The 22,338-nt window shown below is 69.3% G+C and carries 18 protein-coding genes; 10 read left to right on the forward strand and 8 right to left on the reverse strand.

Annotated features, from left to right (window positions below; translation table 11 throughout):
• Window positions 1-18: 18 nt before the first annotated feature.
• Window positions 19-1,488, reverse strand: a complete 1,470-nt coding sequence (locus AC1DMN_RS03730; protein ID WP_441977996.1) for a peptide MFS transporter — start codon at window positions 1,486-1,488, stop codon at window positions 19-21.
• A 159-nt stretch (window positions 1,489-1,647) separates the two neighbouring features.
• Between AC1DMN_RS03730 and AC1DMN_RS03735 the strand changes: the two genes are divergently transcribed.
• Complete coding sequence (locus AC1DMN_RS03735; RefSeq protein WP_477230235.1) at window positions 1,648-3,033, forward strand: glycine--tRNA ligase; 1,386 nt, start codon at window positions 1,648-1,650, stop codon at window positions 3,031-3,033.
• Window positions 3,034-3,386: 353 nt separating this feature from the next.
• Here the strand turns inward: AC1DMN_RS03735 and AC1DMN_RS03740 are convergent, their stop codons facing one another.
• Entirely contained in the window at window positions 3,387-4,283 is an 897-nt protein-coding gene (locus tag AC1DMN_RS03740; protein ID WP_477230236.1) for an RNA polymerase sigma-70 factor, read from the reverse strand.
• Window positions 4,280-4,876, reverse strand: coding sequence for a carboxymuconolactone decarboxylase family protein (locus AC1DMN_RS03745; RefSeq protein ID WP_477230237.1), 597 nt, complete (start codon window positions 4,874-4,876; stop codon window positions 4,280-4,282). Before AC1DMN_RS03745 ends, AC1DMN_RS03740 begins: the two co-directional genes overlap by 4 nt.
• Before the next feature lie 107 nt (window positions 4,877-4,983).
• Here AC1DMN_RS03745 and AC1DMN_RS03750 point away from each other — a divergent pair, with 107 nt between their 5' ends.
• Window positions 4,984-5,799: a serine hydrolase domain-containing protein gene (locus tag AC1DMN_RS03750; protein WP_441978025.1), complete on the forward strand. Its 816-nt coding sequence runs from the start codon at window positions 4,984-4,986 to the stop codon at window positions 5,797-5,799.
• Window positions 5,800-5,813: 14 nt separating this feature from the next.
• On the opposite strand, the gene AC1DMN_RS03755 is transcribed toward AC1DMN_RS03750, so the two are convergent.
• Window positions 5,814-6,770 carry a helix-turn-helix transcriptional regulator gene (locus AC1DMN_RS03755; protein WP_441978026.1) on the reverse strand — a complete coding sequence of 319 codons (957 nt, stop codon included), beginning with the start codon at window positions 6,768-6,770 and terminating at the stop codon, window positions 5,814-5,816.
• A gap of 66 nt (window positions 6,771-6,836) precedes the next feature.
• On the opposite strand from AC1DMN_RS03755, the gene AC1DMN_RS03760 reads away from it, so the two are divergent.
• A complete protein-coding gene (locus AC1DMN_RS03760; RefSeq protein WP_441978027.1) occupies window positions 6,837-7,979 on the forward strand; it encodes an epoxide hydrolase family protein in 1,143 nt (380 codons plus the stop codon).
• 233 nt (window positions 7,980-8,212) lie between these two features.
• Window positions 8,213-8,686, forward strand: a complete 474-nt coding sequence (locus AC1DMN_RS03765; protein WP_440734328.1) for an S-ribosylhomocysteine lyase — start codon at window positions 8,213-8,215, stop codon at window positions 8,684-8,686.
• 202 nt (window positions 8,687-8,888) lie between these two features.
• On the opposite strand, the gene AC1DMN_RS03770 is transcribed toward AC1DMN_RS03765, so the two are convergent.
• On the reverse strand, window positions 8,889-11,960 hold the full coding sequence (locus tag AC1DMN_RS03770; protein WP_477230238.1) for an alpha-mannosidase: 3,072 nt from the start codon (window positions 11,958-11,960) through the stop codon (window positions 8,889-8,891).
• Between the two features lie 89 nt (window positions 11,961-12,049).
• Here AC1DMN_RS03770 and AC1DMN_RS03775 point away from each other — a divergent pair, with 89 nt between their 5' ends.
• Both AC1DMN_RS03775 and AC1DMN_RS03780 read left to right on the forward strand, forming a co-directional pair.
• Complete coding sequence (locus tag AC1DMN_RS03775) at window positions 12,050-13,072, forward strand: LacI family DNA-binding transcriptional regulator (RefSeq protein WP_440734326.1); 1,023 nt, start codon at window positions 12,050-12,052, stop codon at window positions 13,070-13,072.
• Window positions 13,073-13,140: 68 nt separating this feature from the next.
• Window positions 13,141-13,617, forward strand: a complete 477-nt coding sequence (locus AC1DMN_RS03780) for an adenylyltransferase/cytidyltransferase family protein (RefSeq protein WP_440734325.1) — start codon at window positions 13,141-13,143, stop codon at window positions 13,615-13,617.
• Window positions 13,618-13,806: 189 nt separating this feature from the next.
• Here the strand turns inward: AC1DMN_RS03780 and AC1DMN_RS03785 are convergent, their stop codons facing one another.
• Both AC1DMN_RS03785 and AC1DMN_RS03790 read right to left on the reverse strand, forming a co-directional pair.
• Window positions 13,807-15,147, reverse strand: a complete 1,341-nt coding sequence (locus AC1DMN_RS03785) for a glycoside hydrolase 5 family protein (protein WP_477230239.1) — start codon at window positions 15,145-15,147, stop codon at window positions 13,807-13,809.
• Entirely contained in the window at window positions 15,144-16,571 is a 1,428-nt protein-coding gene (locus AC1DMN_RS03790) for a sulfatase family protein (RefSeq protein WP_477230240.1), read from the reverse strand. Before AC1DMN_RS03790 ends, AC1DMN_RS03785 begins: the two co-directional genes overlap by 4 nt.
• A 172-nt stretch (window positions 16,572-16,743) precedes the next feature.
• Between AC1DMN_RS03790 and AC1DMN_RS03795 the strand changes: the two genes are divergently transcribed.
• Genes AC1DMN_RS03795 through AC1DMN_RS03810 form a run of 4 tightly spaced genes read left to right on the forward strand, consistent with a single transcriptional unit; the run spans window position 16,744 to window position 21,648 of the window.
• Window positions 16,744-18,039: an ABC transporter substrate-binding protein gene (locus AC1DMN_RS03795; protein ID WP_440734321.1), complete on the forward strand. Its 1,296-nt coding sequence runs from the start codon at window positions 16,744-16,746 to the stop codon at window positions 18,037-18,039.
• Between the two features lie 29 nt (window positions 18,040-18,068).
• Entirely contained in the window at window positions 18,069-19,040 is a 972-nt protein-coding gene (locus AC1DMN_RS03800) for a carbohydrate ABC transporter permease (protein ID WP_477230241.1), read from the forward strand.
• A complete protein-coding gene (locus AC1DMN_RS03805; protein ID WP_477230242.1) occupies window positions 19,037-20,014 on the forward strand; it encodes a carbohydrate ABC transporter permease in 978 nt (325 codons plus the stop codon). Before AC1DMN_RS03800 ends, AC1DMN_RS03805 begins: the two co-directional genes overlap by 4 nt.
• Window positions 20,011-21,648: a family 20 glycosylhydrolase gene (locus AC1DMN_RS03810; RefSeq protein ID WP_477230243.1), complete on the forward strand. Its 1,638-nt coding sequence runs from the start codon at window positions 20,011-20,013 to the stop codon at window positions 21,646-21,648. The genes AC1DMN_RS03805 and AC1DMN_RS03810 overlap by 4 nt, the downstream gene beginning before the upstream one ends.
• Window positions 21,649-21,726: 78 nt before the next feature.
• On the opposite strand, the gene AC1DMN_RS03815 is transcribed toward AC1DMN_RS03810, so the two are convergent.
• Window positions 21,727-22,308, reverse strand: a complete 582-nt coding sequence (locus AC1DMN_RS03815; RefSeq protein ID WP_477230244.1) for an HhH-GPD-type base excision DNA repair protein — start codon at window positions 22,306-22,308, stop codon at window positions 21,727-21,729.
• Window positions 22,309-22,338: the final 30 nt, after the last annotated feature.

Below are 22,338 nucleotides of genomic sequence, written 5' to 3' on the forward strand. Positions count from 1 at the left end.
AGAGCCCATGCTTCCCGGTCAGCGCACGCCCTTCATGAGCGCGAGAACGGGCTTGACCGACACCAGCAGCCCGATCCCGACGATGATCGCGATCGCGCCGAGGATCGAGAAGTACGGCACCTCATTGTGCGGGTCGTAGAACTGCACGAGCCAGCCGGAGATCGCGGTGCCCAGCGACACGGACAGGAAGAACAGCGCGACCATCTGCGTGTGGAACGCGGCCGGCGCCAGCTTCGTGGCCGCGGACAAGCCGATCGGCGACAGCAGCAGCTCGGCGACCGTGAAGACGAACAGGATCCCGATGATCGCCAGCAGCGGGGTCGAGTTCGCAGCGCCCCCGGCGAACGGCAGGAACAGCAGGAACGCGGCACCCATGACGATCGCGCCGAGTGCGAACTTCACCGGCGTGGACGGCTGACGGGCGCCGAGCTTCGTCCAGATCGCGGCGAACACCCCGGACAGCACGATGATGAACACCGGGTTGATCGACTGCACCCACGACACCGGCATCTCCCAGCCGAACAGGTCGCGGTTCAGGCGCTCGTCCGAGTACACCGTCAGCACGGTGAACTGCTGCTGGTACAGCGACCAGAACGCCACGCTCGTGATGAACAGCGGCAGGAACCCCCACACCCGGGAGCGCTCGGTCGCGTCGATGCGGCGGCTCGTGAGGATCACCGCGAAGTAGGCGATCGCGGCGACGGTGGCCGCGATGATCACCATGGTCGACAGGTTGTCCGCGCGGATCACGCCGACGAGCACGAGCACGACGATGAGCAGGATCGCGGCGATCGCGACGATCACGGCCGTCAGATAACGGTTGCGCGGCAGCGGGTTCGCGATGCGGCTGGCCTCGGCCGGCAGCCCACGGCGTCCGAACGAGTACTGCACGAGGCCGGCGGCCATGCCGATCGCGGCGAGGCCGAAGCCGAAGTGGAAGCCCAGCGTCGACTGCAGCAGACCGGTGAGGATCGGTCCGAAGAATCCGCCGAGGTTGATGCCCAGGTAGAAGAGCGAGAAGCCGGCGTCGCGCCGCGGGTCCTCGGCCGCGTAGAGGGTGCCGACCACGGAGGTGGCGTTGGCCTTGAGGCCTCCGGATCCGATCGCCACGAGCACCAGACCCACGCCCACGCCCACGACTCCCGGCAGCAGTGCCAGGGCGATGTGGCCCGCCATGATCACGATCGCGCTGAAGAACAGCGTGCGCTCGGATCCGAGGATACGGTCCGCGACCCAGGCGCCGAGGATCGTGGCCAGATAGACGGATCCGCCGTAGGCGCCGACGATGCCGCCGGCGATGCCCTTGTCGAGGCCGAGCCCTCCGTCGGTGACGGAGTAGTACAGGTAGATGAGCAGGATCCCCTGCATGCCGTAGAAGCTGAACCGCTCCCACATCTCCACCCCGAACAGGTGGGCGAGGGCCCACGGCTGCCCGAAGAACCGGGTGTCGTGGTCGCCGTGCTTCTCGGTCTCCTGTGCGGTGCTCATCATTCCAGCGTAAGCCGCGCCGGCGCGCGCCGCGGAAAGGCCCGGCTCAGCCCACCGCCCCGAGCACGAACCCCGCGTCGAGGAGAAGAGGTCCCGGATAGGATTGAGTCGCGCCTCTTCGTGCGCATTCCCCGCATCATCGCGACCATTGGAGCCACCGTGGCCGAACAGTCCCGTCTTGACAAGGTCATCGCCCTCGCCCGCCACCGCGGGTTCGTGTTCCAGGCGGGTGAGATCTACGGGGGCTCACGCTCGGCCTGGGACTACGGCCCCCTCGGCACCGAGCTCAAGGAGAACATCCGCCGGCAGTGGTGGCAGACGTTCGTGCGCGGCCGCGGCGACATGGTGGGCCTGGACTCCTCGATCATCCTGCCCAAGCGGGTGTGGGAGGCCTCGGGCCACGTCGCGACGTTCACGGATCCGCTCGTCGAGTGCCTCCAGTGTCACAAGCGCTTCCGCGCCGACACCCTCATCGAGGACTTCGAGGCCCGCAAGGGCCGTCCCGCCGAGAACGGCCTGGCCGACGTGCCCTGCCCCAACTGCGGCACCAAGGGCCAGTACACCGAGCCCAAGGCGTTCTCGGGTCTCGTGAAGACCTACCTCGGCGTGGTCGACGACGAGTCCGGCGTGTACTTCCTGCGCCCGGAGACCGCGCAGGGCATCTTCGTGAACTTCTCGAACGTGCTCACCGCCTCGCGCAAGAAGCCGCCGTTCGGCATCGGCCAGGTGGGCAAGGCGTTCCGCAACGAGATCACGCCCGGCAACTTCATCTTCCGCACGCGCGAGTTCGAGCAGATGGAGATCGAGTACTTCGTGCCGCCCGCCGAGGCGCAGGAGTGGTTCGAGCACTGGGTGCAGGAGTGCTGGGACTGGTTCATCGACCTCGGGATCAACCCCGAGAACATGCGTCAGTTCGATGTGCCGGAGGACGACCGCGCGCACTACTCCGCCGGCACCATCGACGTCGAGTACCGCTTCGGCTTCGCGGGCAAGGAGTGGGGCGAGCTCATGGGCGTCGCCAACCGCACCGACTTCGACCTGACCAACCACAGCGAGGCCTCCGGATCCTCGCTCACCTACTTCGACCAGGCCTCGGGCGAGAAGTACACCCCCTACGTGATCGAGCCGTCGTTCGGCCTCACCCGCTCGATGATGGCGTTCCTCGTGGACGCCTATGTCGAGGAGGAGGTGCCGAACGCCAAGGGCGGATCCGACGTGCGCACCGTGCTGAAGCTCGACCCGCGCCTCGCGCCGGTCAAGGTCGCGGTGCTGCCGCTCAGCCGCAACGAGCGCCTCTCGCCGCTGGCCCGCGAGGTGGCCGACAAGCTGCGCGGGCACTGGGCCATCGACTTCGACGACGCCGGTGCGATCGGCCGCCGCTACCGCCGCCAGGACGAGATCGGCACCCCGTTCTGCGTCACGATCGACTTCGACTCGCTCGACGACGACGCGGTGACCGTCCGCGACCGCGACACGATGGCGCAGGAGCGCGTGCCGCTCGCCGAGCTCGACACTTATCTGTCGGAGCGCCTCAAGGGCGCCTGACCGGGCATGACGAAGGGCCGCGATTCACCGTGTGGATCGCGGCCCTTTCGCCGTCTCAGCGTCGGGCGCTCAGAAGTCTTCGCCCTCGGCCTGTGAGGGGTGCTTCTCGAACCAGACGGGGCGGCCGATGTGCAGCAGCGCGTCGGAGTCGAACAGTTCGGGGTCGCGTTCCATGGAGATGCTCCTTGTAGACGGGGGGGCTTGGATCCAGTTTCCGGTGCATTCGCCCGCCCTTCTGGGCGATCTGTCGTGAAAGAACCTGGGATCCTTCGCAATGTGCAAGGAATGAGACGTGGCGGATGGTCGCAGGTATCCGGCCTCGCGCTGTGGCGGGTCGGGGGGCTGCACCGGGATCAGCGGGCGAGCGGCGCCTCGGCGTCCAGCCCGGAGAGCTTGCCCGGGTTGGCGACCGAGAAGACCTGCGTGATGCGGCTCTCCTCGACGGTGAAGCTCACCGCCGCGAGTAGCTCGCCGCCCACCTGGATCCCCGCGGCGAGCATGCCGTTGACCCGCAGCGGGATCACCGCGAAGGCCGTGTCGAGCTTGGCGATGCTGCCCTGCAGGAACGCCACCACACGATCGGCGCCGTGCAGCGGACGCCGTGCCGCGTGCCGCACGAGCCCGCCGCTGTCGGTGACCGACACCACGTCGGGAGCGAGCACGTCCATGAGCCCCTGCACATCGCCGGAGTTCATCACCGCGATGAAGCGCTGCACGGCGAGATCGTGCTCGGAGGCGTCGACCGCGATGCGCGGGCGGCGGGCGGCCACGTGGTCGCGGGCGCGGTGCGCGATCTGCCGCACCGCCGCCGGGGTCTTGCCCACTGCGTCGGCGATCTCGTCGAACGGCACGTCGAACACCTCGCGCAGCACGAACACCGCGCGCTCGGTCGGGCCCAGCGTCTCGAGCACCGTGAGCATCGCGACCGACACGCTCTCGGCGAGCACCACGTCCTCGGCCACGTCGGCGGTCGTCAGCAACGGCTCCGGCAGCCACGGGCCCACGTACTCCTCGCGCCGGCGGGACGCCGTCCGCAGCAGGTTCAGGGACTGCCGGGTCACGGTGCGCACCAGATAGGCGCGGGGATCGCGCACGTCGTCGCGATCGGCCGACGCCCAGCGCAGCCACGACTCCTGCAGGACGTCCTCGGCGTCGGCGGCGGATCCGAGGATCTCGTACGCGACCGTGAACAGCAGGCCGCGGTGCGTGACGAACGGATCCTCGGGCGCCGGCCGGCTCGCGTCGCTCATGCGGGCGACGTTACGCGGGTCTCGGCCTGCGTAGCCAGCGGCGCGAGCCCGCAGGCGTCCGCGAAGCCGTCCGAGTGGATCCCGAGCGCGATGTTCGCGCGAGCGGTCGCGTTGAGGTAGCCGACCTTCGCGGCGAGCTCGAGCAGTGCCGGGGCGCCCAGCTCCGCGAGCAGCTCGTCCGAGAGCTCGTCGGTGACGGCGGGTGGTGTCAAGCTCATCGCCTCGGCGTACTCCATCACGAGCCGCTCCCTGTGCGTGAACCTGGTGGACTCGCGCCAGATCGGCACCTCGCGCGCCTTGTCCTCGTCGAGCCCGTGGTCGTGCGCCATGAAGTAGTGCAGGTCGAGGCAGAAGCTGCAGCCGACGGTCGCGGCCGCCGTCATGGTGGCCAGTGTCGACAGGCTCTTGTCGAGCTCGTGCCACTTCTCGGTCTTGCGTCCGAAGTTCATCATGTCGGTGAACACCGGGCGGTGATGCCAGAGCACCCCGATCGAGTCGGGCACCCGGCCGAACATCTTCTTCGTGGCGAACTTCACCACGGCGCCGTACAGTCCGGTCACCTCGGTCGCGGGGACGCGGGTCTGGGTCGTCATGATCTGCTCCTTCTGCGGCGCGCTTCTCGCGCCTTCGACATGGAGACACCGCCCGGCTGCGATGTGTGACATCCGGATCCGAATTGGTCCCATGGGACGATGGATCCGTGGACACGACGACCTTCGCAGCGACCGACGGCTTCCCGCACACGGCTCTGGTCGGCGTCACAGGCCCCGAGCGGACGCTCGCCGTTCAGGGGGATCCGCAGGCCGTCCTGCCGCTCGCCTCGGTGACCAAGCCGCTGACCGCTTGGGGCGTGTTCGTCGCGATCGAGCGCGGGCTGGTCGATCTGGACGAGCCGGCGGGGCCCGCAGGAGCGACGGTGCTGAACCTGCTCGACCACACCAGCGGGCTGCCCATGGAGGGGGAGGGGCCGTTGAAGGCCCCCGGTGAGCGGCGCATCTACTCGAATGCCGGCTTCGACGCGCTCGCCGCGCACGTCGCCGACGCCGTCGGCATGGACTTCGCGGACTGGATGCTGCGGGAGGTCGCGCTGCCGCTCGGCATGGAGCGCACGGATGTCACCGGACGTCCGTCGGCAGGCGCATCCGCCTCGATCGAGGACCTGCTGATCTTCGGGCGCGAGGTACTGCGGCCGACACTGATCCCGGCTGCGCTGCGCGACCTCGCCCTCACCGTCTCGCACCCCGGGCTGCGCGGGATCGTCCCTGGCTACGGCTCGTACGCCGACAACCAGTGGGGCCTGGGTTTCGAGCTGAAGGGGGTCAAGTCGCCGCATTGGCTGGCGGACTCGTTCCCACCCGAGACCGCCGGCCATTTCGGAGCCCTCGGCAGCTTCCTGCTCGTCGACCGCTCGCGGGACCTCGCCGCCGCGTTCCTCTCCGGCGTCCCGTTCGGCGAGGAGCACAAGCGGATCTGGCCCGCGCTGACCGAGGAGATCGTCACGCGCTACGGAGGCTGATCCGGATCCGGTCCTCAGGATCCGGCGACGGCGCGCGCATACCTCTCCGACAGCACCTGCAGGCGCGGGATCAGCTCGGGCGGGGACTCCACGGTGAAGTCCATCATCAGCATCCCGATGTACGCCGCCACGGTGTCGAGACTGTCGGCGCCGGTGACCAGCACGCAGTGGTCGGCATCGATCGGCTCGACGACGCCGACCGTCGGATTGATCCGGTCGAGCACGGCCTGCGCCGGCGCATCGATCCGCAGCCGGGCGTGCACCGCCCATCCGCTCGCGGCGATCGTGCGCATCGCGAACGCCGTGTAGTCGCCGCCCGGCAATGGCTGCGGGTTGAACCTGCGGCGCGTCGGCATACGGAGCGACATCCAGTCCACCCGGTAGGTGTGCCACTCATCGGTGACGGGATCACGCGCGACCAGGTGCCATCGCCGCTGCCAGCTGAGCAGGCGGTACGGCTCGACGAGCACGGGAGAGTCCTGGTAATCGAAGCGCAGCCACTCGACGTCGCGGATCGCGGCCGCGGCGGCGGCCAGCACGGCGGGATCCACTTCCGGATCGGGGGCGTCGGTGCCGACGTTCTCCTGGCCGCGGTCGATCGTCGAGCCGAGGGCGTCGACGAGCGGGCGCAGGCGGGAGGGCAGCACCTGCTCGATCTTGGCAAGGGCCCTGGCGCCGGACTCCTCGATGCCGGTCAGGCCCGCAGCCATCTGCAGGCCCACGGTCACCGCGACCGCCTCCTCGTCGTCCAGCAGCAGCGGCGGCAGCTGCCCGCCGGATCCGAGACGGTATCCGCCCACGGATCCGCGCACGGCGTCCACCGGGTAGCCGAGGTCTCGGAGGCGCTCGATGTCGGCGCGCACGGTCCGCGGACTCACGTCGAGCCGGGCGGCGAGCTCGGCCCCGGTGCGGCCGGAGCCCGTCTGCAGCAGCGAGAGCAGGGCGAGCAGGCGGGCGGACGGGCTTGTCATCGGATCCTCGAAGAAGTTCTTTCATTAGGAACGAATACAGCCTAATGGGCTTCTACCGTGGAACACATGAACACCACCGCAGCTCTCGTCATCCGCCCCTTCACCGTCTCCGTCACCGACGCCGAGGTCGCCGATCTGCAGGATCGTCTGGCGCGCACCCGCCTGCCGCAGCCGGCCCCCGCCGACGATTGGACCACCGGCACACCGAACGACTACCTCCGCGAGGCGCTCGCCGCCTGGCGCGCCTTCGACTGGCGCGCCGCCGAGGCCCGCATCAACGCCTTTCCGCACTTCGTCGCCGAGATCGACGGCCAGGACATCCACTTCATCCACGTCCGCTCGGCGCATGAAGGGGCGACGCCGCTGCTGCTGGCGCACACGTATCCCGGATCCTCCGTCGACTACCTCGACGTCATCGACCGCCTCGTCGACCCGGTGTCGTACGGCGGCCGCGCGGAGGACGCCTTCGACGTCGTCGTCCCGGACGCGCCGGGATACGGCTTCTCCCAGCCCGTGACGGACGCCGGGTGGACGATGCCCCGCGTCGCCAAGGCATACGACCAGCTCATGCGGGGACTCCGCTATGAGAGCTACGGCGTGCACGGGTCCGACAACGGCGCGATGGTCGCTCGCGAGCTCGGTCTGTTGAACCCGGAGGGCTTCCTCGGCCTGCACGTGCTGCAGTTGTTCTCGTTCCCCTCGGGCGACCCATCCGAGTTCGAGCGCCTCGAGCCGGCCGACTACGCCGGGCTCGAGCACATGCAGTGGTTCCAGTCGGTCGGCGGCTACAACACGATGAACGCCTCACGCCCGCAAACGGTCGCGGTCGGCCTCAGCGACTCCCCGATCGGACTGCTGGCGTACAGCGAGCTGTTCAACAGCTTCGGCAACGGCACCTCGCTCGTACCGCTGGAGAAGATCCTGCTCGAGGTCAGCGTGAACTGGTTCGCGAACGCCGCGGCGGGCATGAGCCGCAGCTACTTCGAGAACGCGCAGGCCCAGGCCGAGCCGCAGGTCAACCACGCTCCGACCGGCGTCGCCGTCTTCAAGGACGACTTCCAGACGATCCGCGTCTTCGCCGAGCGCGACAACGACAACATCGTGCACTGGAGCCGCTTCGACGAGGGCGGCCACTTCGCCGCTCTGGAGCGCCCCGACCTGCTCGCCGGCGACGTCCGCGCCTTCTTCGCGGGGATCCGCGAGGCCTGAGCGGCTGGCTGAGCTCCGCCATCGCCCGGGTCAAAGAAGGAAACGCTGCTCGTCGCGCCCCGGCGGCGGCGTTTTCCTTCTTTGGGGGACGGCGCAGAGCGGCGCCACCCTGTCCGTCATCGTGTTGCGGGCGGCGGCCCTCGTCCGAGGTGAGCGGAGTAGCCTCGGACCCGGGCCGGCTCCGACATCGGTATCCGTCCCTCATTCCACCCGCACCGCGAAGGAGATCCGCCATGGCCGAGGTCGAGAGCTTCACCCTGGACCACACCGCCGTCAAGGCGCCCTACATCCGCCTGATCGGGGTCGAGCAGGGCCCGCGCGGCGACGAGATCTCCAACTTCGACGTGCGCTTCGTCCAGCCGAACGAGGGCGAGATCCCGACGGCGGCGCTGCACACGATCGAGCACACCCTCGCCTCGCTGCTGCGCGACCGCGTGGACGGGGTCATCGACATCTCGCCGTTCGGCTGCCGCACCGGCTTCCACCTGATCACCTGGGGTCGCCCCGAGGTTCCGGCGCTCGTCGAGGCCATCACCGACAGCCTGCGCTTCATCGCGGAGAAGGCCGAGTGGAGCGACGTCCCCGGCGTCAGCGCGATCGAGTGCGGCAACTACCGCGACCACAGCCTGCACGGCGCACGCGAATGGTCGGCGCGGATCCTCGAGCAGGGGATCAGCCGCGACGCGTTCACCCGCATCCTGGCCTGACAGGGGCCCCACCGGGGTCGTTGAGCGAGGACGCCGAAGGCGACCGAGACGAAACGCGGTGCTCTTCCAGGTGCCGCGTTTCGTCTCGCTCCTCGCTGCGCTCGGTGCTCGCTCAACGACCCCGCGCGGGCTGCGCTCGCTCAGGAACCGGGGTTGCCGGTCGCTGAGCGAGCGCAGCGACGAGAAGAAGGGCGATGGCGCGTCAGGCCCGGGCGATGCGGAGCGTGCGCACCTCGAAGGGACGCAGTGACAGCGCCTCCCCGGTGCGCGGCGCATCCAGCTCGTCCTCGATGAGCGACACCTCGCGGATGCCGCGGTGCGCGAAGCCGACCGACAGGGATCCGGTCGCACGTCGGCCGAGCGACTCGTAGACGCGCACGATCACATCACCCGAGCGGTCGTCGGCGAGCTTCACGCTCGAGACGACGATGCCCTCGCCGGTCACGGCGACCAGCGGCTCGACCTCGTTCGCGCCGCGAACGATCGTCGACGGGGCGTTCAGCGCGATGCCCTCGGCCGTCGCAATCGCGGCGTCGGCGCCGATCACCAGGCCCACCTGGACCTCGTGCCGGCCGTGGTCGGTGTCGGGATCGGGGAAGCGCGGGGCGCGCAGCAGCGACAGGCGCACGGTCGTGGTGACGTCGTCGCCGTCCACGTCGCGTGCGGTGTCGAAACCGTAGATCGAGTCGTTCACGAGCGCGGCGCCGAAGCCGCCGTCCTCCTGCACGAGCACGAAGCGGTGCATCGAGGTCTCGAACTTCGCCGCCTCCCAGCTCGTGTTCACGTGCGTGACCCGGCGCTGGAATCCGAACTGCGTCTCGGCCGCCGTCTCGCGGGCGAACACATCGAGCGGGAAGGCCAGCTTGAGCAGCTTCTCGGTCTCGTGCCAGTCGATCTCGTTGCGCAGCAGCACCGTGCGGGATCCGGGACGCAGCGTGATCGTCTGCCGCAGGGAGGACTCCGAGAACGGGCGCTCGACGACGATCGTCGCCACGCCGTCCTCGACGGACGCGGAGATGGACGACACTGCGGTGAGGTCCTCCACGCGGTTGCGGTAGTACTTGTCGATGTCCCACGCGTCCCACATGTTGGGGAAGTCCTGGTGCAACTGGAACAGGTTCGCAGGCTTGCCGGCCGGGATGGTCTCGCGGCCGGACGCCTTGGCCAGCGCGGAGACGATGAGGCCCTCGGCCGAGATCACGACAGTGACGAGGTCGTTCTCGAGGCGGAAGCCCTCGGCGGTCTCGGTGAGGGAGACGGATCCGGTCGCTGAGCTTGTCGAAGCGCCCGGATCCGTACGGGTCCGTTCGACGGGCTCAGGGACCGGGTGCAGCGCCGTTGCGCCGAGCGCGCGCCCGTCGGACCCGACGCCGACCGACGTCGGCGTGAAGACGAGCTCCACGTCGCCGGCACCCGCGAGCACCGCGCGTGCGGCGTCAGACAGCGCGCGGGCCTCGTCGAGCACGCGGGACAGCACGGACACCGCCTCGCGGTGCACCCACGCGATCGAGGTGCCGGGGAGGATGTCGTGGAACTCGTGCAGCAGCACGGTCTCCCACAGCCGGTCCAGCTCATCGTGCGGGTAGGCCGCACCAAGGCGGACGGCGGCGGTCGATGCCCACAGCTCGGCCTCGATCAGTGCCTGCTCCGCCCAGCGGTGCAGCGCCTTGGTGGCGTGCTGGCTGGTGAGCGTGCCGCGGTGCAGCTCGAGGTACAGCTCGCCGACCCACACGGCCGGATCCGGCAGCTCCGCCTTGGCGGCGTCGAAGAACTCGTCGGGGTGGATCCACTCCACTCGCGCGCTGCCCTCGAGGTCGGCCAGGCGGGACGCCTTGCCGGTCATCTCGCGGGTGGTGCCGCCGCCGCCGTCGCCCCAGCCCACCGGGGCGATCGAGCGCGTCGCGACGCGGTTCTCCTTGAACTGGCGCGAGGCCTTGGCGACCTCCATGCCCGAGAGCTGCGAGTTGTAGGTGTCCATCGGCGGGAAATGCGTGAAGATCCGCGACCCGTCGATGCCCTCCCAGTCGAAGCTGTGGTGCGGGAACACGTTGCGCTGGTTCCACGAGATCTTCTGCGTGAAGAACCATTCGAAACCGGCGCGGCGCATGAGCTGCGGCAGGGCGGGGGAGTAGCCGAAGCTGTCCGGCAGCCACACGCCCTTCGAGCGGATCCCGAACTCGCGTTCGAAGAAGCGCTGGCCGTGCGAGAACTGCCGCACGAGCGACTCGCCCGTCGGCATCACGGTGTCGGACTCGACCCACATGCCGCCGAGCGGCAGGAAGCGGCCCTCGGCGACCGCGGCCTTGATCCGCGAATAGACCTCGGGGCGGTGCTCCTTCATCCAGGCGTACTGCTGCGCGCTGGACATGCCGTAGCGGAACTGCGGCTGCTCCTCGAGCAGCGTCGTCATCGACGAGGTGGTGCGCGCGACCTTGCGCACGGTCTCGCGCAGCGGCCACAGCCAGGCGGAGTCGATGTGCGCGTGCCCGATCGCGGCGATGCGGTGCGCGCTCGCGTCGGCAGGGGCGGCCAGCACGTCAGCCAGCTGCGCCCTGGCGTCGCCCGCGGTCTCCACGATGCGCTGCAGGTCGAGCACGTCGAGCGCGTCGTCGAGCGCCTGCAGGATCCGCATCCGGCGCGGGCTGGTCTCGGGCAGCTCTGCCTGCAGTTCGAGCAGCACTTCGAGGTCGAGGGACAGCTCGAACACCTCGGGCTCGAACACGGCGAGATCCATGTGGCGGACGCGGTAGAGCGGATCCGGGGACGAGGTGAGGATGTCGCCCTCCTGCGTCGGCAGGAAGGGATGGTAGTCCAGCAGCACGGGGTTGGAGGCGCCCTCGAGGAACAGCTCGATCGCCTCCTCGCCCTCGGCCCGCTCCGTGATGGGCAGCCACTGATTGCGGGGGTTCAGGCTCTTCACCGGGACCGGTTCGCCGTCGGCGCCGACGCGGTAGGCGAGCGCCTCGCACTGGAAGCCGGTCATGTTGATGTCGAAGCCGAGGTCGACGAGCGCCTCGACGCGCTTGCCGGCCCACTCTGCGGGCACGGTGCCGCGCACGCGGAACCACGTGGTTCCCCACGCGGGACCCCACTGCTGGCCGGCGGCGAACGGCGCGTACTCGAGCGCCAGTCCGTCGGCGGCGGGGATCGGCTCGCCGGGCAGCGCGTGCGCGGCGATCTCCAGCGGGATGCGGGTGGAGTGGACGGCGGGGCGCACGCGCTCGCCGAGCACGCGGGTGACGCGGCCGACGGTGAGCGAGGTCTCTTCGTGCACGGGGTGCTCCTTCGCGGTGCGAGAATGTGAGGACGCCTGGGGAATCCCGTTCCGCAGGGTCTACTAAAACGATCTAGTACGGTGAGTCTATGTCACAGGCGAAGCGCATCACCATCGCCGATATCGCCCGGCTCGCGGGAGTGTCCCCCGGCGCGGTCTCCTTTGCGCTGAACGGGCGCCCGGGCGTCAGCGAGCAGACTCGCCAGCGCATCCTCGCCGTCGCCGAGGAGCACCAGTGGCAGCCGAGTTCGGCCGCCCGAGCCCTGGTCGGATCCCGGGCGGGGGTGGTCGGCTTCGCCGTGAACCGTCCGGCGCGCACCCTGGGCACGGAGGCGTTCTTCACCGACCTCATCGCCGGGGTGCAGTCGGCACTGGCGCAGCACGGCGTCGCGCTGCAGCTGGTCGTGGTCTCCTCGATCGAGGAGGAGATGGCAACCTATCGGCGCTGGCGCAGCGCCAACCAGGTCGACGGCGTGATCGTGATCGATCCCCGCGATGACGACCCGCGTCTCACGCTGCTGCCCACCCTGCCGCTGCCGGCCGTGGTGATCGGCAGCAGTGACAGCGCCGGGGATCCGCCCGCCATCTGGCTGGACGACGAGGCCGCGGCGCACGCGCTGTTCGACTACCTCGCGGCACTCGGCCACCGCGAGATCGCCTACGTGTCGGGACCGGCCGAGTTCCAGCACACGCGTATTCGCGCCGACGTGCTCTCGGCGCTCGCTGCCCGGGGCGCGGCGGGCGAGACGCTCGTGACCGACTTCTCCCCGGCGGCCGCGACCGCGGCCACGCGCACGCTGCTCAGCCGCGCGGCTCGGCCTACGGCGATCGTCTATGACAACGACGTGATGGCGATCGCAGGGCTCCGCGTCGCGCAGGAGATGGGCGTGGCCGTCCCGCAAGCGCTGTCGGTGGCGTCGTTCGACGACTCCGTGGTGACCGGGCTCGTACATCCCTCGATCACCTGCCTCACCCGCGACACCTTCGCTCTCGGCGAGCAGGCCGCGGCCTTCCTGCTGGAGCGGATCGGATCCGCGGAGCCGCTGCCGTCCCGCCGCGGAACGCCCCCGGCGCTCACGATCCGGGAGAGCACGGCCGCGCCGTCGCGCTGAATGCGGTCGCAGAGGCCGTGTCCGGGTGCGTTCGATAGAGTGCTCTGGGCCGACGAGAGGATTCGCAGATGACGCCGGAGACCGTGAAGAAGCACCAGGACTACAACCCGGGGCCTCGCGTGGGGATCACCTTCTCCACCTTCGACCTGCTGCACGCGGGGCACATCATGATGCTCGCCGAGGCCAAGCGGCAGTGCGACTACCTCATCTGCGGCCTGCAGATGGATCCCACCCTGGACCGCCCGGAGAAGAACGCTCCCACCCAGACCGTGGTCGAGCGCTACATCCAGCTGCGCGGGTGCGAGTACGTCGACGAGATCGTGCCGTACTCGACCGAGCAGGACCTCGAGGACATCCTCCGCTCGTTCAAGCTCGACGTGCGCATCGTCGGCGACGAGTACGAGAACCGCGACTTCACCGGCCGCGCCTACTGCGAAGAGGCCGGGATCGAGCTGTACTTCAACAGCCGCGACCACCGCTTCTCGAGCTCCGGCCTGCGCAAGATCGTGGCGGCCAAGGAGGCCGAGCGCGAGGCGCGCGCCTGACCCTCGGTTCCTGAGCGAGGAGCGCAGCGACGAGACGCAGGACGCCCGGGTTTCAGCGCCCTTCGTCTCGTCTTCGCCCGTCGTTGCAGTGGCGCCGCCGGCTGTGAAGATGGATTTCGCTGCTCCCGGATGCAGGTGAGCAGCGTTTTCCATCTCTGAGGACGGTGCACGGCACCCGGACGCCCGGTCTCAGGCCCCCGCGCCGTCGACGACGGTGTTGTTCGAGGAGTAGATCCCGGATCCGGTGCTGAGGTCGGGGTGGATCAGATCGGTGATGCCGCGGGCAGCGAGGGCGGCCGGATCCGCCGCGGTGAGCGAGGTGACGAACGTCACGTCGAGGTCGGCCACGCACGCGTCGACCCAGGCCTGGAAGATGGCGCCCGCCGGGCTCATCGCCGCGCGGCTGACCGGGATCTCATGCGCGTCGACCTCGATCACGATCGCCGTCGTGCGGGCCGGAGCCGGGCGGCGCTCCCGCAGCTCGGGGATGATCTCGGCGAACCGGCGCCCGATGGGCTTGGCCTCACCTGCCTGGTCGACCAGGCCCAGGGAGTACTCCAGCTCGGGGTAGTCGGCGAGCTCGCGGCCCACGTCGTGCGAGCACCACCAGGTCACGCCCCAGAGGTTCTCCGTGCGCGCCGCCGCGCGCACCGTCGCCTCGAGGAAGTCGGGGGTCTGCTCCGGCGCCAGGCAGTTCGACGGGGCGCCGACCTCCTGCAGCCAGATCGGGCGCTGCGGATCCGTCGCGAACGCACGGGACAGCTCGATCATGTACTCGGCGTGCCGGTCGCTCGCAGCGCTGCGTCCGCCGTAGCGCTGGGCGGTGCCGTTGAAGATCCAGGAATGCACGGTGGTCATCGCGCCGATCCTGCTAGCGTGCGTCGGTACGAAGCCGTGCCCGTCCATGTACCAGGCCGCGTCGTACTCGCTGTGCACGTGCGGCAGCCCGGGGGCGGAGCGCTCCGCCGCCTCCAGCAGCGCGCGCAGCCACCCCGCGGCCTCGTCGGGCGAGACCGGCCAGGGGTGCGGGTGCACGGCCGCGGAGAACTGGTTCACCTCATTGCCGAGCGTGAAGCCGAGGAAGTTCGGGGCGTCGCGCAGTGCGGCGCCGAGGCGCTCCACGAGTGCGACCTGACCGCTCAGAGCCTGCGGGTGGGTGAACATGTTCTTGTCGTGCCAGGTGAACAGCCACGAGGGGATGAAGTCGAAGCTCGACAGGTGTCCCTGGATCACGTCGACGCTCGCGTCCATCCCGAACTCGGCGGCGACGTCGACCACGGCCCGCACATCGGCGATCGCCTTCTCCCGGATCAGGGTGCGGTTGGGCTGCAGCACCGTCCAGAGCGGGAAGATCCGCACGTGGTCGAGGCCGAGTGCGGCGAGTCCGGCGAAGTCGCGGCGCACGGCGTCGAGGTCGAGATCGAGCCAGGCGTGCATCCACTCCTTCGACGGGGTGTAGTTCGCGCCGAACCGCAGCGGGGCGGTCCCGTGCTGGGCCGGGGAGAGTGCGGCGTCGGTGCCGAGGGTCATCGAGTACGTCCTTCCGGGACGGGCTGGCGCGGGTGGGGCGAGTCGCCGAGGTCCTGCTGGAGATCCCACAGCTTCAGGGTCAGTTCGCGCCGGATGTCGGCGTACGCGGGATCGAGGTGCACGCTGGTGAGCTCATACGGATCCTTCTCCAGATCGAAGAGCTCCCACTCCGGAGGATAGGACGTGTCGCCCGCGTTGGGCAGGCCCATTCCGTCGGCGTAAAAGTAGATGAGCTTGTAGCGGTCGGTGCGCACGCCGTAGTGCGCCCACACGTGATGCATGTGATCGTCGTGCTCGTAGAACCGGTAGTAGTGCGCGTCGCGCACCGGAGCCGGGTCCTCCGCGGTCACCAGGTCGACCAGACTGCGCCCCTGCATGCCCTCGGGGGCGGCGACTCCCGCGAAGTCGAGCAGGGTCTGTGCGATGTCGACGTTCGAGACGAGGGCCGAGGTTGCCCCGCCCGCGGCGACCCGGGCGGGGTAGCTGAGCACGAGGGGCATCCGCAGCGACTCCTCGTACATGAACCGCTTGTCGAACCAACCGTGCTCGCCGAGGTAGAAGCCCTGATCCGAGGCATAGATCGTGACGGTGTCGTCGAACTGACCCTTCGTCCGCAGGAAGCCGGTGAGCGCCTGCACGCCCTCGTCGACCGCCGCCACGCAGCGCAGGTAGTCCTGCATGTAGCGCTGGTACTTCCACACCGCTCGCTCCGCATAGCCGAGCTCGGCGGGCGGATCCTCCTTGAGGTCGATGTCCGTGAGGTAGTCGGCGATCCGCATGGTGGCGTGGTGGGCGGGCGTGCCGCGGCCGTCGTAGTCGTCGTCGAAGGTGGGCGGCAGCGGGATCGGATCCGTGAACAGATCCGCGTGCCGGGGGTGCGGCAGCCACGGGCGGTGCGGCGCCTTGTGCCAGACCAGCACGCAGTACGGGTCGTCGCCCTGCGCGTCCATCCACGCGAGGGCGTGCTCGGTGATGATGTCGGTCACGTAGCCCTCATAGCGCACCGAGCCTTCGGGGGTGTAGAACTCCGGGTCGAAGTACTCGCCCTGATCGGGCAGCACCTCCCAGTGGTCGAAGCCCACCGGGTCGTGGTCGGGACCGTGGCCGAGGTGCCATTTGCCGAACATCGCGGTGCGGTAGCCGGCCGCCCGGAGTGCGGTGACGAAGGTCTCGTGGTCGTTCGTGAGATGCGTGGCGAGCGTGGTGACCGTGCTCGTGTGGCTGTAGGTGCCGGTGAGGAACGCGGCTCGGCTCGGCGTGCACAGCGCGTTCTCCACCAGGGCGCGGTCGAACCGCATTCCGGCCTCGGCGATCGCGTCGATGCCGGGGGTCGTGTTCACCGCTGAGCCGTAGCAGCCGATCGCATTCGAGGCGTGGTCGTCGGTCAGCACGAACACGATGTTCGGGCGACGGGGGCTGCTCATCGCGTTCCTCCTTGTGGCGCTGAAGGGATTTGGTTCACCAGGTCGGCGATCTGCGGTGCTGTTGGACGGCGCCGCGTCCTTGTGGCATGCTAGGCACACTATATCGTTTTAGTGATGGGATGCCAGCGCCGGCCGGCGATGCATCCGGGACACTTCGAAGGAGAACACGTCCATGAAGATCCGATCGACTATCGCCGTCGGCATCGCCGCGGTCGCGGTGCTCGCTCTCACCTCGTGCACCGGGGGAGGGGCGGCCTCCGGCGGAGGATCCGCCGACGGCGAGATCAAGGGCACGGTCACGTTCCAGACCTGGTCGCTGAAGAACGACAAGTTCTCGCCGTACTTCCAGAACATCGCGAAGAGCTTCGAGAAGGAGCACCCCGGGGTCACGGTCAAGTGGATCGACCAGCCCGCCGACGGCTACGAGGACAAGATCCTGCAGCAGGCCGAGTCGAACGAGCTCCCCGACGTCGTGAACCTCCCGCCGGAGTTCGCGCAGGAGCTCGCCAAGGCCGGCCAGCTCGCCGACCTGAAGAAGGACTCGAAGGTCATCGGCGACTACGTCGACGGCGGCGTCGCGGCCTACACCTATGAGGGACTCGATGGCACCTATGCCTTCCCGTGGTACCTGGGCACCGAGCTGAACTACTGGAACAAGGACCTGCTCGCCAAGGCGGGCCTCAGCGCACCGCCGAAGACCTTCGACGAGACGCTCGATGCCGCGTCGAAGCTCGCCAAGGTCGGCGTGCAGTCGCTCTCCGACGTGCCGAGCCCCAAGTCGCTGCAGATCGACATCAGCGACGGAGGCGGCACGTACGACTTCGTGAAGAACGGGAAGTTCGTCTTCGACACCCCCGAGGCCGAGAAGATCATCGAGCGCTATGCGGAGCTGTACAAGGAGGGCGCGGTCAGCCCCGAGGCACTGCAGAACGCCGGCACGGCGAACGCGAACGTGAACAACTTCAACAAGGGCACCGTCGCCTGGACGACCGCCGGCCCGAACTACATCGACAAGGACATCGCGGTCAACGCGCCGACGCTGCTTCCCTCCGTGGTCCCGACGGCCGGCTTCGGACAGCCGCCGCTGTTCGTGCAGGGCATCAGCGTCTCGAAGAACGCGAAGAGCCCTGCGGCAGCGATGGCGTTCGCGGAGTACGTCACGAACGACGCCAACCAGATCGAGTTCATGAAGCTCGCCGCCGGATTCTTCCCCGGGACGAAGAAGGCCAACGAGGACCCGTCCAAGTTCTCCGGCACCGCGCAGAACCCGGCGCAGGCGGAGGCGACCACCTTCGCGGCCGCGCAGATGGACAAGGCGCGCGTGCCCGGCGCTCCCGGCAGCGGCTACGTCGACTCCATGGAGAACTACGCTAAGCAGCAGATCGCGCTCGCCGTCAAGGGCGACATCTCGGCGAAGGACGCACTGGTCAAGGCGCAGGACTACGCCAACCAGAACGTGTCCAAGTGACCCGATGAGTGAGAGGAGGGGGTGAGCAGATGAGAAGACAGCGTTGGTACACGCCGTACCTGCTGGTGCTGCCAGGAGTGGTCTGGGTGCTCGTCTTCGCCGTGTGGCCGTTCCTGAACACGGTGGTGCTCGCCTTCACGGACGCCCGCCCCCTCCGCCCCGTCACGTTCGTCGGGCTGGAGAACTTCGCGCGGCTCGGGAGCGACGAGCGGTTCGGCTACGCGCTTACCACCTCGCTCGTGTACGTGGTCGTGTGCGTGCCGCTGCTCACCTTCCTCCCGCTCCTGCTGGCACTGCTGGTGCGCGCGAAGATCCCCGCGATCGGGTTCTTCCGCACGACCTTCTACTTCCCGGTGATCGCCTCGGCGGTGGTCGTCGCGATCGTGTGGGAGTTCCTGTTCTCCAGCACCGGGACGATCAACTCGGCGCTGACCTTCTTCGGCCTCGCGGACCGGCCGATCGAGTTCCTCTCCGACCGCTGGCTGCTGATCTTCTGCGCGATCGGCCTGACGGTGTGGAAGGGCCTCGGCTACTACATGGTCGTCTACCTCGCGGCCCTCGGGAACGTCGGGCGCGAGCTGCACGAGGCGGCCGCCATGGACGGCGCCGGAGCCTGGCGCCGGTTCTGGTCGGTGACCGTGCCGGGCGTGCGCGGTCCGATGATGCTCGTCTCGGTGCTGATCTGCGTCGCCGCGATGCGCGTGTTCACCGAGCTCTTCATCCTGTCCTCGGGATCCGGCGGCCCCGGAGGACGTTCGATGAGCATGGTGATGCTGATCCAATCCATGGGCAAGGGCCTGAACGGGCAGATCGGCTACGCCTCCGCGATCTCTCTCGTGCTGTTCCTGCTGACCCTCATGCCGCTGACCGTCGTGGGCATCGCCAACAACGGCGAGATGATCCGCGACGCCCTCGCGGGCCGGCGCACGCGCCGCGACCTGCGCGCGCAGCAGCGCGCCGAGCGCCGCGATGCCCGGAGCCGGGCGGAGGTGACGGCATGACCTCCTTCCAGAACCCCGGCGGAACCGGCGTGATCGAGGAGCAGGCGACCGCCCTTCGACAGGGTCAGGGACCGCTGCGCGATCGCGGATCCCGCTCGCCGCGGCAGCGCGAGCGCGCCTATCGCACCCGCGGATCCGCCGACATCATGAAGCCCTCCCTGGGCGGACTGATCGGCAAGTACGTACTGCTCGTCGTCGTGCTCGGGATCATGGTCTTCCCGTTCCTGTGGCAGCTGTCCACCTCGTTCAAGGGGTCCGGCGAGGACATCTACGGGTTCCCGCCGAACCTCATCCCGAGCGCGCCGACCCTGGATCACTACGCCGAGGTGTTCCGTACGATCCCGGTGCTCGACTACGCCCGCAACTCCCTGCTGGTCGGCGTCGGAACGGTGATCACGAACGTGATCTTCGCCACTCTCGGCGGCTACGCGCTGGGGTGCCTGAAGTTCCGCGGCAAGGGGATCGTCATGGCGATCTTCTTCTCCACGCTGCTGCTGCCCGGCGAGGTCACGCTGACGAGCCAGTACCTCACGGTCAAGTCGCTGGGACTCGCCAACAGCCTGTGGGGCGTGTTCCTGCCCGGGGCGATCGCCGCGATCAACGTGCTGCTGATGGCCGCGGCGTGCCGCATGATCCCGGCCGACACGCTCGACGCCGCCACGATCGACGGTGCAAACACGATGCAGCGGCTGCGCCACATCGTGTGGCCGAACATCCGCGGCATGGTCTCGGTGGTCGCGCTGTTCGCGTTCATCGGCGCCTGGGACGAGTTCCTCTGGCCGCTCGTGGTGCTGTCGGATCCGGCGAACTACACGCTCACCGTCGGCATGAACTACCTGAACTCGAACTTCGGATCCAACCCGCGCGTGATCGCGGCGGGAACGATGATCGCGCTCGTTCCGATCATCGTCCTCTTCGCCGTCCTGCAGAAGCAGTTCTTCAAGGGCGTCGAGGAGGGGAGCGTCAAGGGATGATGGATCCGGCCGGCCCGCCGGGTCCGTTCGCCGAGGACGCGACCGGCTCGCCGGGTTCGCCGCCTGCCACCGTCGAGGCGAGGTGGATGGCGATCCCGCAGCCCACGGCCTTCGAGGCGGCGGGCGGGATGTGGAGGCCGGCCCAGGTGCGGGTGATCGCGGCGAGCCGGGGGCTGCGCCGGGAAGCGGAGCGGCTCGAGGCGGAGCTGCGGATCTTCGGGATCGCGACGGCCGTCGACGTCTCGGATCCGGTGATCCGGCTGAGGCTGAGCGCGCTGGCGCATCGGGACCCCGCCGAGCCCCTGGGGTCGTTGAGCGAGGACGCGCGCAGCGCGACCGAAACGAAACGCGGCACCCTCCCGGACGAGTCGTTCGCGGTCGACGTGGAGGACGACGTCGTGGTGACCGCGGCCTCCGCGGCCGGCGTGTTCCGCGCCACCCGGCAACTGCTGCACAACCTGCGTGCGCAGGGGGCTGTGCCGCGGGGGCGGGTGCGCTCCGTGCCGGCCGTCGCCGAGCGCGGGCTGCACCTGGACGCAGGGCGCAAGCACTATCCGGCCGCGTGGATCCTCGAACAGCTGCGCGCGGCGGCTGACATCGGCGTCAACGTCTTCCAGTGGCACTTCTCCGAGAATGAGGGATTCCGGCTGGAGTCGAGGGCCTTCCCCGAGATCGTCTCCGCCGAGCGGATCACCCGCGCCGAGGCCGCGGAGATCGTCGCGACGGCCCGCGACCTGCACATCGACATGGTCCCGTCGCTCGACATGCCGGGTCACCTGCGGCACGCGCTCTACGCGCACCCCGAGCTGCGGCTGCCGGATGCGCCGGGGCTCGCGACCGATCACGCCCTCGACATCACGCGTGAGGATCCGGTCCGCTTCGCACTCGCCCTCATCGACGACATGGCCCCGGTGTTCCCGCACAGCACGCGCTGGAACCTCGGCGGCGACGAGTTCGTCGACTTCGATCGCATCGCGGAGTACCCCGCGCTCGCCGCGGCGGCCGTCGAACGCTACGGCGCGGACGGCACCGGATTCGACCTGCTCACGGCGTTCGTCAACCGCGTCGCCGCGCATCTGCGGGAGTGCGGGTTCGTGGCGCGCGCGTGGAACGACGGCCTGCTGCGCAGCACCGCGGAATGGCTGGATGCCGAGGTCGTGCTGACGTGGTGGACGAACTGGAACGCGCACATGCGCCCGGTCGCCGATGCGGTCGCCGCCGAGCATCGGCTGGTCAATGTCAACGATGCGCTGCTCTACTACGTGCTCGGCGAGAACGCGGGCTACCGCTACCCGACGGCGGCGCGGATCTGGCAGGCGGACTGGCATCCCGGATTGTTCCCGGCCCTGTGGGGGCCCGAGGGGCAGAGCACCGTGCGGCAGGAGCTGACGCGTCCGTACCCCGCGCTGCTGCTCGGCACCCTGTTCGCCGTGTGGTCGGACCGGCCGGACGCGCAGACGCCTGCCGAGGTCGCCGAAGGGATCCGCGGCCCGCTGCGTGCGATGGCGGAGCGGGCGTGGAATGCCGGATCCGCCCTGTCGCTGGAAGAGTTCGCAGCGCTCGACGCCGCGATCGGCGAGCCCCCGGTCGTTGAGCGAGCATCGGCGCAGCCGAAGCGAGACGAAACGCGGTGATCTCGCGAGGTGGCGGCGTTTCGTCTCGGCCTCGCTCCGCTCATCCTCGCTCAACGACCTGGAGGGGTCGGATCCGGGTCAGCCCTTGGCGGCGGCCTTCATCGCGCGCTTGTGCTCGCGGACCTTCGTCAGCGACTCGGGCGAGACGATGTCGGCGACCGAGCGGAAGGATCCGTCCTCGCCGTACGGCGCGGACGCCTCGCGCCAGCCGGCGCCGGTGTAGCCGTACTGCTTGCCGAGCAGGGCGAGGAAGATCTTGGCCTTCTGCTCGCCGAACCCCGGCAGCGTCTTCAGACGGCGCAGCACCTCGGCCCCGTCGGGAGCGTTCCCTGCCGCGTCGGGCGCGGTCCACAGGTTCGCGGCTTCCCCGCCCCAGTCATCGACGAGCACCTGGCACAGCGTCTGCACGCGCGCGGCCATGGACCCCGGGAAACGGTGCACCGACGGCGTCTGCTTGAACGCGGCGAGGAACTCGTCAGGGTCGTAGCCGGCGATCGTCGCCGCGTCGGTCGCGCCGGTGCGCTGCTCGATCGTGAGCGGTCCGGCGAACGCGGTCTCCATGGCGACCTGCTGATCAAGCAGCATGCCCACGAGCAGCGCGAGAGGGTTGTCCGACAGCAGAGCGTCGGCGGCGGTGTCTCCGGTGATGTGAAGGGCCATGGATCCAGTCTCGCATCGCCCGAGGATTCT

This window comes from Microbacterium sp. 01T413_2, assembly GCF_056398985.1.